Annotated in this window: 12 protein-coding genes; 9 read left to right on the top strand and 3 right to left on the bottom strand. The window is 62.6% G+C overall.

Annotated features, from left to right (window positions below; translation table 11 throughout):
• Nucleotides 1-25: 25 nt before the first annotated feature.
• The 8 genes from GQA94_RS02645 to GQA94_RS02610 all read left to right on the top strand — a co-directional run bounded on the left by GQA94_RS02645 (nucleotide 26) and on the right by GQA94_RS02610 (nucleotide 9328).
• Complete coding sequence (locus tag GQA94_RS02645; protein ID WP_158186615.1) at nucleotides 26-772, top strand: gamma-glutamyl-gamma-aminobutyrate hydrolase family protein; 747 nt, start codon at nucleotides 26-28, stop codon at nucleotides 770-772.
• 42 nt (nucleotides 773-814) lie between these two features.
• Entirely contained in the window at nucleotides 815-2170 is a 1356-nt protein-coding gene (locus GQA94_RS02640) for a glutamine synthetase family protein (protein ID WP_158186614.1), read from the top strand.
• A 71-nt stretch (nucleotides 2171-2241) separates the two neighbouring features.
• Nucleotides 2242-3600, top strand: coding sequence for an aspartate aminotransferase family protein (locus GQA94_RS02635; protein ID WP_158186613.1), 1359 nt, complete (start codon nucleotides 2242-2244; stop codon nucleotides 3598-3600).
• Nucleotides 3601-3851: 251 nt separating this feature from the next.
• Nucleotides 3852-4949, top strand: coding sequence for a polyamine ABC transporter substrate-binding protein (locus GQA94_RS02630; protein WP_158186612.1), 1098 nt, complete (start codon nucleotides 3852-3854; stop codon nucleotides 4947-4949).
• Nucleotides 4950-5203: 254 nt separating this feature from the next.
• Entirely contained in the window at nucleotides 5204-6289 is a 1086-nt protein-coding gene (locus GQA94_RS02625) for a polyamine ABC transporter substrate-binding protein (protein WP_158186611.1), read from the top strand.
• Nucleotides 6290-6390: 101 nt separating this feature from the next.
• Nucleotides 6391-7542, top strand: a complete 1152-nt coding sequence (potA, locus tag GQA94_RS02620; RefSeq protein ID WP_158186610.1) for a polyamine ABC transporter ATP-binding protein — start codon at nucleotides 6391-6393, stop codon at nucleotides 7540-7542.
• Nucleotides 7539-8435: an ABC transporter permease subunit gene (locus GQA94_RS02615; RefSeq protein WP_158186609.1), complete on the top strand. Its 897-nt coding sequence runs from the start codon at nucleotides 7539-7541 to the stop codon at nucleotides 8433-8435. The genes potA and GQA94_RS02615 overlap by 4 nt, the downstream gene beginning before the upstream one ends.
• Nucleotides 8432-9328, top strand: coding sequence for an ABC transporter permease subunit (locus GQA94_RS02610; RefSeq protein WP_158186608.1), 897 nt, complete (start codon nucleotides 8432-8434; stop codon nucleotides 9326-9328). The genes GQA94_RS02615 and GQA94_RS02610 overlap by 4 nt, the downstream gene beginning before the upstream one ends.
• A gap of 44 nt (nucleotides 9329-9372) precedes the next feature.
• Here the strand turns inward: GQA94_RS02610 and GQA94_RS23565 are convergent, their stop codons facing one another.
• Together GQA94_RS23565 and GQA94_RS02600 are read right to left on the bottom strand one after the other, a co-directional pair.
• Nucleotides 9373-10896 (bottom strand): methyl-accepting chemotaxis protein, encoded by a 1524-nt coding sequence (locus GQA94_RS23565; protein WP_158186607.1) that lies wholly within the window; start codon nucleotides 10894-10896, stop codon nucleotides 9373-9375.
• A 72-nt stretch (nucleotides 10897-10968) separates the two neighbouring features.
• Entirely contained in the window at nucleotides 10969-11556 is a 588-nt protein-coding gene (locus GQA94_RS02600) for a DUF6436 domain-containing protein (RefSeq protein WP_158186606.1), read from the bottom strand.
• 86 nt (nucleotides 11557-11642) lie between these two features.
• On the opposite strand from GQA94_RS02600, the gene GQA94_RS02595 reads away from it, so the two are divergent.
• Complete coding sequence (locus tag GQA94_RS02595) at nucleotides 11643-12581, top strand: alpha/beta hydrolase (RefSeq protein WP_158186605.1); 939 nt, start codon at nucleotides 11643-11645, stop codon at nucleotides 12579-12581.
• On the opposite strand, the gene GQA94_RS02590 is transcribed toward GQA94_RS02595, so the two are convergent.
• Entirely contained in the window at nucleotides 12562-13362 is an 801-nt protein-coding gene (locus tag GQA94_RS02590) for a DUF2059 domain-containing protein (RefSeq protein WP_158186604.1), read from the bottom strand. The two genes, GQA94_RS02595 and GQA94_RS02590, sit on opposite strands and share 20 nt — an antisense overlap.
• Between the last annotated feature and the right edge of the window lie 80 nt (nucleotides 13363-13442).

Genomic DNA, 13442 nt, shown 5'->3' with positions numbered 1-13442 from the left:
CCCCATCCGGAAAGACGAGTATCCCATGTCACGCATGCCATTGATCGGCGTTTGCGCCTGTACCAGGCAGATCGGCCACCACAGCTTCCATATCGCCGGGGACAAGTACCTTCGCGCAGCCGCCATCGCGGGTCTGCCGCTGGTCATACCGGCGCTCAGCGAACTCATCGATCCGGCAGCGCTACTCGATAGCGTAGACGGGCTGCTGTTCACCGGCTCGCCGTCCAATGTCGAGCCTCACCGCTATGGGGGTCCCGCCAGTGCCGAGGGAACGCATCACGATCCTTCTCGCGACCAGCTGACGCTGCCGCTGATCCGCGCGGCGGTCGAAGCCGGGATTCCGGTGTTCGGTGTTTGCCGCGGTTTCCAGGAAATGAACGTGGCGTTCGGCGGCAGCCTGCACCAGAACGTGCACGAGGCCGGACCCTACGCCGATCACCGTGAACGGCCAGAAGACCCAGTCGACATCCAGTACGGGTTCAGCCACGAGTTGCATGTACAGCCCGGAGGGCTGCTGGAGCGTCTGGGGTTGCCGGCGCACATCCAGGTCAATTCGGTGCACGGTCAGGGTGTCGAGCGCCTGGGCGAGGGGCTGCGCATCGAAGCCCTGGCACCCGACGGGCTGATCGAAGCCTTCTCCGTCGAGGCGGCGGCAAGCTTCGCGCTCGGCGTGCAATGGCATCCGGAGTGGAAAGTTCACGAAAACCCCCATTACCTGGCGCTGTTTCAGGGCTTCGCCCGAGCTTGCCGGGAACGCGCTGAGCGCCGCTGAGCCCCGGCGGCACGGCGCTGTCTCAATCATCCTGAGGTCGATATGTCCAGCAAGCTCGACCAGCTCACCGGCTGGCTGAAAGAACGCAAGATCACCGAGGTGGAATGCCTGATCAGCGACCTGACCGGCATCGCCCGCGGCAAGATCTCTCCCACCAACAAATTCCTTGACGAGAAGGGCATGCGCCTGCCGGAAAGCGTGCTGTTGCAAACCGTCACCGGTGATTATGTCGAGGATGACATCTATTACCAGTTGCTCGATCCGGCCGATATCGACATGTTCTGTCGGCCCGACCCCGATGCGGTGTTCCTGGTGCCCTGGGCAATCGAGCCGACTGCCCAGGTGATTCACGATACCTACGACAAGATGGGCAACCCCATCGAAATCTCGCCCCGTAACATTCTCAAGCGCGTGCTGAAAATGTATGCCGACAAGGGCTGGCAGCCGATCGTCGCGCCGGAGATGGAGTTCTACCTGACCAAGCGCTGCGAGGACCCGGACCTGCCGTTCCAGCCGCCGATTGGTCGTTCCGGTCGCCAGGAGACGGGGCGCCAGTCGTTTTCCATCGACGCGGCCAACGAATTCGATCCGTTGTTCGAAGACATGTACGACTGGTGCGAGGCGCAGGGGCTGGATCTGGACACACTGATCCATGAGGAAGGCACCGCGCAGATGGAAATCAATTTCCGTCACGGCGAGGCGTTGCACCTGGCGGACCAGATTCTGGTGTTCAAGCGCACCATGCGCGAGGCGGCGCTCAAGCACAACGTCGCCGCCACCTTCATGGCCAAACCCATGACCGGCGAGCCGGGCAGCGCCATGCATCTGCATCAGAGTGTGGTCGACGAGACGGGCCGCAACATCTTCTCCAACAGCGACGGCACCATGAGCCAGCTGTTCCTGTACCACGTCGGCGGGTTGCAGAAATATATCCCCGAGCTGCTTCCGCTGTTCGCGCCGAACGTCAACTCGTTCCGCCGCTTCCTGCCCGACACCTCGGCCCCGGTCAACGTCGAATGGGGCGAGGAAAACCGCACCGTCGGCTTGCGGGTGCCGGATTCCGACCCGCAGAACCGCCGTGTCGAGAACCGCCTGCCGGGCGCCGACGCCAATCCGTATCTGGCCATCGCCGCAAGCCTCCTGTGCGGCTACATCGGTATGGTCGAGGAGCTGACGCCGAGCCAGCCGGTGAAGGGCCGCGGCTACGAACGCCGCAACCTGCGCCTGCCGTTGACCCTTGAGGCCGCGCTGGAGCGCATGGAGAACTGCCGTCAATTGGAGAAATACCTGAGTCCCAAATTCATTACCGGTTACGTCGCGGTCAAGCGCGCCGAGCAGGAGAACTACCACCGGGTCATCAGTTCGTGGGAGCGCGAGTTCCTGATGTTGTCGGTTTGACAAGCAGCTGGACGCCAGCCGCTCGCTATCTTTAACGCTTCGCGCCAACGATTCTTACCAGGAGGTAATTGATGAGCGATTCGCAAACCCTTCAGTGGCAAGCCCTGAGCCGCGACCATCATCTGCCGCCCTTCACCGACTTCAAAGCACTCAACGCCAAGGGCACGCGCATCATCACCCGGGGCGAAGGCGTCTACCTCTGGGACAGCGAAGGTCACAAGATTCTCGACGCCATGGCCGGCCTCTGGTGCGTCAACCTCGGCTATGGCCGTGAGGAACTGGTCGAGGCGGCCACCCGCCAGATGCGCGAACTGCCCTACTACAACCTGTTCTTCCAGACCGCGCATCCTCCTGCGCTGGCGCTGGCCCGAGCGATTGCCGAGATCGCCCCGCAAGGCATGAATCATGTGTTCTTCACCGGCTCTGGCTCGGAGGCCAACGATACGGTGCTGCGCATGGTGCGCCACTATTGGGCGATCAAGGGCCAGCCGCAGAAGAAGGTGGTCATTGGCCGCTGGAATGGCTACCACGGCTCGACCGTCGCCGGCGCCAGCCTCGGCGGGATGAAAGCGATGCACGAGCAGGGTGACGGGCCGATCCCGGGGATCGAGCACATCGACCAGCCCTACTGGTTTGGGGAAGGGGGCGATCTCGACCCGGACGAGTTCGGCGTTCGCGTGGCCGATCAGCTGGAGCGCAAGATTCTCGAGGTCGGTGAAGACCGGGTCGCCGCGTTCATCGCCGAGCCGATCCAGGGGGCCGGCGGAGTGATCATCCCTCCGGACAGCTACTGGCCGCGGATTCGAGAAATTCTCGCCCGTTACGACATCCTCTTCGTTGCCGATGAGGTCATCTGTGGCTTCGGTCGGACCGGCGAATGGTTCGGCAGCGACTACTACGGCAACGCGCCGGACCTGATGCCCATCGCCAAGGGGCTGACCTCCGGCTACCTGCCGATGGGGGGCGTGGTGGTGCGCGACGAAGTGGTGCATACGCTCAACGAAGGCGGTGAGTTCTACCACGGCTTCACCTACTCCGGGCACCCGGTGGCGGCCGCGGTGGCGCTGGAAAACATCCGCATCATGCGCGAGGAGAAGGTCGTCGAGCAGGTCAGGACGAAGACGGCACCTTATTTGCAATCTCGCTGGCAGGAGCTGAGCGAGCATTCGCTGGTGGGGCAGGCGCGTGGTGTGGGAATGCTGGGTGCGCTGGAGTTGGTCAAGAACAAGAAGACCCGTGAACGTTTCGCCGATCCCGGCGTGGGCATGCTCTGTCGTGAACATTGCTTCCGCAACGGCCTGGTGATGCGGGCCGTGGGCGACACCATGATCATCTCGCCGCCATTGGTCATCAACGAAGCGCAGATCGATGAGTTGATCGACAAGGTGCGGCAATGCCTCGATGCCACCGCAAAGGATGCGCTCGGGTGACCGGGCGATGTATCCCGGCGATGCAGGAGGACGTCCGGACGATGCGAACAAAGAGCGTGCAAAGCGCGTGCGGACGGTTGAAAAACGGACACTGACCTTGCCAGACTGCGCGCGTGCTCTGGCCTGACTTACCGAGGGGTGTGTCGATGCCGGCACAGCCTCAGTTAGCTGCCGGGAAGCGGTGAAGATGGCACTCATTTTCTCCAGTCCCTAGCCCCGATACGAACGACGAACAAACAGGAGCTGCACGGATGAAACCCTTTGCCAAGACACTCGTTGCCATGACGCTGGCCGGCACCGCCGCCGGCGCTGCGCAGGCCCAAGAAAAGGTGCTGCACGTATACAACTGGTCCGACTACATCGCCGAGGACACGTTGGAGAACTTCACCAAGGAGACCGGCATCAAGGTTGTCTACGACGTCTTCGACTCCAATGAAGTGCTGGAAGCCAAGCTGCTCGCCGGCAGCTCCGGTTATGACGTGGTCGTGCCGTCCAACCCGTTCCTGGCCAAGCAGATCAAGGCCGGCGTGTTCCAGAAGCTCGACAAGAGCCAACTGCCGAACTGGGAAAACCTCGACAAGGACCTGCTCAAGGCCCTGCAGCCGAGCGACCCCGACAACCTGTATGCCGTTCCCTACATGTGGGGCACCATCGGGATCGGCTACAACCCCGAGAAGGTCAAGGCTGCGCTTGGCGAAGACGCTCCGGTCGATTCATGGGATCTGGTCTTCAAGCCGGAAAACATGGAAAAGCTCAAGGCTTGTGGCGTTTCCTTCCTCGACTCACCGACGGAAATCCTGCCAGCCGCGCTGCATTATCTCGGCTATGAGCCGGACAGCAGCAAGACCGACGAACTGAAGAAGGCCGAAGAGCTGTTCATGCAGATTCGCCCGAACGTGGCCTACTTCCATTCGTCCAAGTACATCTCGGACCTGGCCAACGGCAACGTCTGCGTCGCCATCGGCTACTCCGGCGACATCTATCAGGCCAAGGCGCGCGCCGAAGAAGCGGGCGGCAGTGTCACGGTGGGCTATAACATTCCCAAGGAAGGCGCTGGTACTTTCTTCGACATGCTCGCCGTTCCGGCCGATGCGAAGAACGTCGAGAACGCCCACGTGTTCCTCAACTATCTGATGAAGCCGGATGTCATGGCCTCCATCACCAACTACGTGCAGTTCCCCAACGGCAACGCCGCCGCAACGCCGCTGGTCGACGAAGCGATCCGCACCGATCCGGGCGTCTACCCGTCGCAGGACGTGCTGAAGAAGCTCTACACCTTCCCCGACCTGGACTCCAAGACCCAGCGCACCATGACGCGTAGCTGGACCAAGATCAAATCCGGCCGTTGACGCGGTCGCCGTTCCGGCAGGCCCTCGGGCCTGTCGTCCGGGAGCGTATGAAGTCGGCCAGCAGCGGATGTGCAGGCGGTGCGGATGCGTGCACGGGAGCGCGTTGTTCTGGCTGATGGGCACCCTGCGAAGTACGGCCCCGGCATGAGTGCATGCCAGTTGCATCTTTCCGGTTGATTTTTAGAGGTTTTTCAAATAAACAGCCCGCCTTTCGCGCCGCTGAGGCTCTGGCGGCTGAACAAGAGGACATTTCCATGCGCTCGACACTGAAGTCGCTTATCGTCGCCGTTGCCGTTAGCGGTGCCGCCTCGGCCCAGGCTGCCTCCGTACATATCTACAACTGGTCGGACTACATCGGCGAAACGACGCTGGAAGCGTTCGAGAAAGAGACCGGCATCAAGCCTGTCTACGACGTCTTCGATTCCAACGAGACCCTGGAAGGCAAGCTGCTCGCCGGCCGCACCGGCTATGACGTGGTGGTGCCTTCCAACCATTTTCTCGGCAAGCAGATCCGTGCCGGCGCGTTCCAGAAGCTCGATCGCAGCAAACTGACGAACTGGGACAACCTGGACCCGGCGCTGCTCAAGCAACTCGAAAAGAACGACCCGGGTAATGCCCATGCCGTGCCCTATCTATGGGGCACCAACGGCATCGGTTACAACGTCGAGCAGGTGACTTCCGCGCTGGGCATCGAGAAGGTCGATTCCTGGGCGGTGCTGTTCGAGCCGGAAAATGCCAAGAAGCTTGCCGGCTGCGGAATCGCCTTTCTCGACTCGGCCGACGAAATGATCCCGGCCATGCTCAATTACCTGGGCTTGGACCCCAACAGCGAAAACCCGGACGACTACGCCAAGGCCGAGGCCAAACTGCTGGAAGTGCGACCCTATGTCCGCTATTTCCACTCCTCCAAGTATGTTTCCGATCTGGCCAATGGCAATATCTGCATTGCCGCCGGGTTCTCTGGCGACGTCTTCCAGGCGGCCGCCCGCGCCGACGAAGCGGGCAAGGGCATCGACATCGCCTATTCGATTCCCAAGGAAGGCGGCAACCTGTGGTTCGACATGCTGGCCGTCCCGGCGGATGCGCAGAATGTCGACGAGGCCCACACCTTCATCAATTACCTGCTCAAGCCCGACGTGATCGCCTCGGTGAGCGACTACGTCGGTTACGCCAACCCCAATCTCAAGGCGGGTGAGCTGATGGATCAGGAGGTCCGCAACGATGAGTCCGTCTACCCGCCGCAGGCGGTGCTCGACCGGCTCTACGTGTCGGCCGAATTGCCGCCCAAGATCATGCGTCTGATGACGCGCAGCTGGACCAAGATCAAGTCCGGCCAGTAGCGATACCGGGCGCGGCACATGGCGTACGTCATCCGCCGCGCTTGTTCCAACAGGTTTTCTCCGGCGTAAACCGGGTCCATTTTTCTATCGGGAGTTCGCGCATGGCCGTAGCCTCCAGCGCCTACAAAAAGGCCCTCTCCGGTGAGAGCCAAAACAAACAGGTGCTGCTGAAGATCGATCGCGTCACCAAGAAGTTCGATGAAACGGTGGCCGTCGATGATGTCTCGTTGAGCATTCACCAGGGCGAAATCTTCGCGTTGCTGGGCGGCTCGGGCTCGGGCAAGTCGACCTTGCTGCGCATGCTCGCAGGGTTCGAGCGACCCACCGAGGGTCGTATTTTCCTGGACGGTCAGGACATCACCGATATGCCGCCTTACGAGCGGCCGATCAACATGATGTTTCAGTCCTACGCGCTGTTCCCACACATGAGCGTGGAGCAGAACATCGCCTTCGGCCTCAAGCAGGACGGCCTGCCCAAGGACGAAGTGCAGGCGCGCGTGAAGGAAATGCTCGGTCTGGTGCAGATGACCCAGTACGCCAAGCGCAAGCCGCATCAGCTCTCGGGCGGCCAGCGCCAGCGCGTGGCGCTGGCGCGTTCGCTGGCCAAACGACCGAAGCTGCTGCTGCTCGACGAGCCCATGGGCGCGCTGGACAAGAAACTGCGTTCGCAGATGCAGCTGGAACTGGTGCAGATCATCGAGCGAGTCGGTGTGACCTGCGTGATGGTCACCCACGACCAGGAAGAAGCCATGACCATGGCCGAGCGGATCGCAATCATGCACCTGGGCTGGATCGCTCAGGTCGGCAGCCCGATGGACATCTACGAGACCCCGGCGAGCCGCCTGGTCTGCGAATTCATCGGCAACGTCAATCTGTTCGACGGCGAGCTGATCGAAGACATGGGCGACCACGCGGTCATCGCCTCGCCAGGCCTGGAAAATCCGATTTACGTCGGGCATGGCATCAGCACTCGCGCCCAGGACAAGCAGATCACCTACGCGCTGCGTCCCGAAAAACTGCTGATCGGCACTGAGCTGCCCGAGCTGGAGCGGCCCGGCTACAACTGGGCCAAGGGCGTCGTGCACGACATCGCCTATCTGGGCGGCCACTCGGTCTACTACATCAAGCTACCCTCCGGCGGCATCCTGCAAGCGTTCATGGCCAATGCCGAACGCCACGTGAAACTGCCGACATGGGAGGAAGAGGTGTTCGTCTATTGGTGGGACGACAGCGGCGTGGTGCTGCAGGCATGAAGCGTTCGCCATTGAACGCCGGGCGCCGACTGGTCATCGGCGTGCCCTTCCTCTGGCTGATGCTGTTCTTCCTGCTGCCGTTTGCCATCGTGCTGAAGATCAGTTTCTCCGAGGCGGACGTTGCAATCCCGCCCTATACCGACATCTTCGCCTACGCTGAACAGCAGTTGCAGGTGGTGATCAACCTCGGCAACTACATCTTTCTCAGCGAGGACGATCTCTACTGGGCCGCGTATGCCGGGTCGCTGCGGATCGCCTTTTTCAGCACCCTGCTGTGCCTGCTGATCGGCTATCCGATGGCCTATGCCATCGCACGTGCGCGCAAGGATTTGCAGACGGTGCTGCTGCTGTTGATCATGATGCCGACGTGGACGGCGATCCTGATTCGCGTCTATGCCTGGATGGGCATTCTCAGCAGCAATGGCATCCTCAATGGCGTGCTGCAGGGGATGGGCCTGATCGACGCACCGCTTCAGATCCTCAACACTGACCTCGCGGTGTACATCGGCGTTGTCTATTCGTACCTGCCGTTCATGATCCTGCCGCTCTACGCCAACCTGGTGAAGCACGACCTCAGCCTGCTGGAAGCGGCCTCCGACCTTGGGGCCAGCAACCTGAGCGCGTTCTGGAAGATTACCGTGCCGCTGTCGAAGAACGGGGTCATTGCTGGCTGCATGCTGGTGTTCATTCCGGTCGTGGGTGAGTTCGTCATTCCCGAACTGCTCGGCGGGCCGGAAACGCTGATGATCGGCAAGGTGCTGTGGCAGGAGTTCTTCAACAACCGTGACTGGCCGGTGGCTTCCGCGCTGGCGGTGGTGATGCTGGCAATCCTGCTGGTACCGATCATCCTGTTCAACCGCAACCAGGCGAAGGCGCTGGAGGGCAAGCTATGAAGCGCTGGAGCTTTTCCAACCTGATACTGGTGCTCGGGCTGCTGTTCATCTACCTGCCGATGGTGTTGCTGGTCATTTATTCGTTCAACGCGTCGCGGCTGGTGACGGTGTGGGGCGGCTGGTCGCTTAAGTGGTACGCCGGTCTGCTGGATAACAGCCAACTGATGGGCGCGGTGATGCGCTCCCTGGAGATCGCGCTCTACACCGCGGTAACGGCGGTAGCGCTGGGCACCATGGCGGCGTTCGTCTTGACGCGGATTCCCAATTTCCGCGGTCGTACGCTGTTCGGCGGGCTGGTCACGGCACCGCTGGTCATGCCCGAAGTGATCACCGGTCTGTCGCTGCTGCTGCTGTTCGTGGCGATGGCGCAGTTGATCGGCTGGCCGGCACAGCGGGGCATCACGACGATCTGGATCGCGCACACCACCTTCTGCTCGGCGTATGTCGCGGTGGTGGTGATGGCGCGGCTACGCGAACTCGACCAGTCGATCGAGGAGGCCGCGATGGACCTCGGTGCGCGGCCCTGGAAGGTGTTCTTCCTGATCACCATGCCCATGATTGCTCCTTCGCTGGCGGCGGGAGGAATGCTCTCGTTCGCCCTGTCGCTGGACGATCTGGTGCTGGCCAGCTTTGTCTCCGGGCCGGGTTCGACCACCTTGCCGATGGAAATTTTCTCCGCGGTCCGCCTCGGTGTGAAACCCGAGATCAACGCGGTGGCGAGTCTGATCCTGCTGGTGGTGTCGCTGGCGACTTTCATCGCCTGGTACATCAGCCGTCGCACCGAGAAAAGGCGCGTGCGAGCGATGCGCCAGGCCATGGACGAGGGGACCCAACAGAGCTGGCGCCCGGCGGTGGACGACACCGTGAAGACTCCCCCCTCCGCGCATAGCTGATCGGGAGCCGGTGCGCGGCGGCGGGCTGCCGGGCGCCGGCCTTTTTAAGCGGGGCGGGCCAGGGCATCGCCCGCCAGCGCAGGCTCGGGTTGCGCCTCTCCGCTGACCTCGAATTGCCTGCAAAGCTCAAGCAGATGCCTGGCCAGGTGCTCCAGGCGCTGGCTGTCGCCTGACACGCCCTCTGCATCGCAGGCCGACTGCTCGGCGACCGCCCGCACCTGTTCCACCAGGGCACTCAGTTCGGCGGCGCTGGCCAGTTGTTCGCGGGTCGACACACCGATTGACTGTACCGCTTCGATGGATCGATCGATGTCCTCGAGCAGCTGTGCAATGCGTTCGGTGTGGCCAACGCAGCGCTGTACCCCATCTTTGCTCTGGCTCATGGCCTCGACTGCATTGGCCGATCCTTCCTGCAGGCGGGCGATCATGGTCTGGATTTCGCCGGTGGCCTCCTGGGTGCGTTGGGCGAGTTGACGGACCTCGTCGGCGACCACGGCGAAGCCACGGCCGTGCGTACCGGCGCGTGCGGCTTCGATGGCGGCATTGAGCGCCAGCAGATTGGTCTGGTCGGCCACCGCGTGAATGACGTCGAGCACGCGATTGATCTGTTGGGTATCTTCTGCCAGCGCATGCACCACCTCGCTGCATACGCCGATCTCGCTGGCTAGTTCGACGATTCCGTTCTGCGCATCAGCCACTGCGCTAATGCCGGCCGCAACGTCGCTGTCGGCCTTCTGCGCGCTTTGGGCGGCACGTTCGGTTTCCTCCGATACCTGCATCACCGCAGCACTCAGTTGCTCGACGCTCTGGCCTATCTGTCCGGTCGTGGCCTGCAGGGCTTCGGCGCCCTGGTTCAGACGGCCGGTCGTCGAGGCCAGGTGGCCGCTCGTGCCGTGCAGCTCCGTGCCTGCCCCGACCACGCGACTGACCAGGCCGTCGAGCTCGCCCAGTAGCCGGTTGAAGCCTTGCGCCGATGGGTCGGTCGCCGCGCTGCGATAGGTGAGATCGATCGGTTGGCCCTCGCGCAGCAGATGCGCCGAGGTCAGTTGCAGATGCTCGCCGATGGCCGCATCACGAGCGCCATGGAGCGCCAGGATTACCAGAATCGTGCTCTCGACCACGACGTAACCGGCATGCACAAGGATGATCGGCCAGCCGGCGTCGGCCTGGACTACCCATATGCCCTCGTTCCCTTGCTGCAGCAAAAAGAAGCCAACGTGATGCGCCGCGATGACCCCGGCGGCCACCAGGATGGGCAACCAGTCGCGGTAATAGACCAGGATCGCCAGCAGCACGAAGATGCCAAAGTGCATTTCGATCATGCCGTGGCTCTGCTGAATATGCAGGGCGCAAAGGACCATGAAGGCGGTGCCCATCAGGCAGCGAAAGAGGCGGGTGCCGCCAATCAGCGAGCGCAGTGCGGTGAGGCAGATCGCTGTGCCGCCGCCGATGATCAGCGCAGCCGGCCAGCTGTCATGCCACAGAGCCAACCCCAGCGAATAGAGGGCCATCGTCCAGAGCACGGCCAGCATGATGCGGTCGGCCTGATGGTGAAAGGGTGTGGGCATCGAATCCGTCCTTGCCTGGTGGTGACACGTTATCGATCTGTCGGCAGTGCGATCGATAACTGTAGCGGCATTTCACGTCGGTGCCGGTGCAACATCGATCCAGTCACAGAAACAGCCCACCGCGAGTGAGTGGGTCGCCTTGACCTGACGTCCGGCCAGCACCGCGTCGAGGATTGGCTCGACGAAGCTGTTGCTGGAATTGCACACCGCTCCCTCGCTGTAGGGCCCGATATAGGCCAACTGGCCGCTCCCATCCCAGATGCCCACGGCCGGGCTGGCAGGCAGGCCGTGCGAACCGGGCAGGGCGTCCAGGGGTTGCAGGCCGCTCAATGGGTCGGGTAACCGACCGCGACTGCCTGGTTTTTGCAGCACGTAAAACTGCACGCCGCGTGCGCCGAAGCGCTGCATCAGTTCAGCCAGGTGTTGCTGGTTGCCTGCGTTGCAAGGGCACGCGGGGTCCCAGAAATGCACCACGCGGATCGGTCCGGGGCCTGTCAAAGCCTCGGGCAAGGTCAGTTTCTCGCCGGAGAACAGCGCCGTGCGCTCGCTTTCGAAGGGCCTCAGGTAACGGGCCTCAAACCACCAGAAGGCGGCCAGCATGGCTGCGCCCCAGAGCAGCGCGATCAGAATGGCGATCAGGTATTTGTGGCGTACGGACATGACGGCACTCTTCATAAGAGCCGCCAGCTTGCCACGTTGTGCCTTTGAGCTGAATATTCGGATCAACAGGAGCCAGAAAACCCCACATGCCCTCACGAATCGACCCCGACGCCCTTCGCGCGCAGTTACGTCCGCTCAGCCGTGGCGCTGCCCTCAGCGACGATGCCCAGTTCTATCAAGCCTACTACGGTCTGGATCTGCCTCATCAGCGCAACGTCAAGCGACGCCTGGGCTGCTTTTCCGTACACGGATACGAGGTGGCTGCGCAGGCCTGGTGTCCCGAGCAACCGTTGGCGACGCTGCTCATCCTGCATGGCTACTACGACCACATGGGCCTGTACCGGCACGTGGTGGACTGGGCGCTGCATATGGGCTTTGCCGTGCTCGCCTGCGACCTGCCAGGGCATGGGCTGTCCAGCGGGCCGCGCGCCAGCATCAACGAGTTCGATGAATACCAGGCGGTACTGGAGGGGCTGCTTCACGAGGCCGCCGAATTGCAATTGCCCAGGCCCTGGCATTTGCTGGGGCAAAGCACTGGCGCTGCCATCGTGCTGGATTATCTGCTCGGTCACCCGGAGCAGCCTCAGCTGGGCCGCGGGATATTGCTGGCGCCGCTGGTGCGTCCACGCGCCTGGGGCTGGTCCAGACTCAGTTACGAGGTGATGCGTCGCTTCGTCAAGCAGATCCCCCGGCGCTTCAGCGAGAACTCGGGTGATCCGGCATTTCTCACGTTCATCCAATCCAGCGACCCGCTGCAGCCCAACATCCTGCCTACCGCCTGGGTCGGTGCGTTGTCACGCTGGATTCCGCGCATAGAAGGTGCGCCGCGCAGTCCGCATAGCCCGATCATCGTCCAGGGTGGCGCTGACATGACCGTGGACTGGCAGCACAACCTCCCTGTCCTCGAGCGAAAATTCACCTCGCCGGACGTGCTCCGACTGCCCGACGCGCGCCATCATCTGGTCAACGAGCGTGAAGCGATACGCCGCGAATACTTCGATTACCTCAGCCAGCGGCTGAAGTAGCCTCGAGTCGCTTGTCCGCAGCGCCGGTCCGGGCCTGGATGTCCGTGCTGCTCATGCCGACCGCGAGGCCTGCCCGCAGGGCTTGCAGCGCGGCCCGGTAGTAGCGCTGGCCCGCTTCCGATTGGGCGAACTCGACGAATTGTTCCAGCTCGGCGTCGGAAAGGTCGCGATAGATGAACAGCAAGGTGTTATCCAGGTCGCTTTCGACCTGTTGCTGCAAGCGCTCGCGCTGGCTGTCCAGCAGACCCTGCGCCTGTCCGCCGCCGAGCAGGCCGGGAATCATCTGGCTGAGGCTGTCAGCGGCGACGCCGGCCAGTGCCAGGCTGACCTCGGCACCGGCTTCGGCGGCCGGTAGCGCCTGGGCCAGGTGGCGGATCAGTAATTGCCGATTACTGCCGGCTTGCATCCGTGGCAGGCCATTTTCATAACGCGCCAACTGTTCGCGTCGTCCCGCCAGTGTTTCGGCCGCAACCACCTTGTGGCCCAGCGGCGACTGAAAGAAATCCAGCGCGGGCTGAGGGTCTGGCAAGTTCTGCCGCAGTGCCTGCTGTGCGCGCTGGTCGATGGCGTCGACGGCGAAGCGCCGGTTGCTATTGGTCACCAACGCCTGGAAGACCGCCGGCGGCAGGCTGCTCTTGTAACGCTGCTGGGCGGCTGTCAGGGCATCGGAAAAGTTGGCGCGCTGTTCCGTCCAGCCCGCGGCCTCGTAAAGTTCATCGTAGCTGTCGGCCAGCGTGGTCAGGCTGAAGGCGAGTAATACACAAGCAATAAGGGCGCGCATGGAAGCTCCTCTGTGGCGGGCGGTTTATTTTCAGCGCCGCGACCCGGGCTTGTCGAGGAGCGAAAGCACTGCTGCTAGAC

Source organism: Stutzerimonas stutzeri, assembly GCF_009789555.1.
In the GTDB taxonomy this organism is placed as follows: Bacteria; Pseudomonadota; Gammaproteobacteria; order Pseudomonadales; family Pseudomonadaceae; genus Stutzerimonas; species Stutzerimonas stutzeri_R.
Note: the sequence above shows the minus strand (reverse complement) of the source record. Positions and strands in the feature narration are given on the sequence as shown.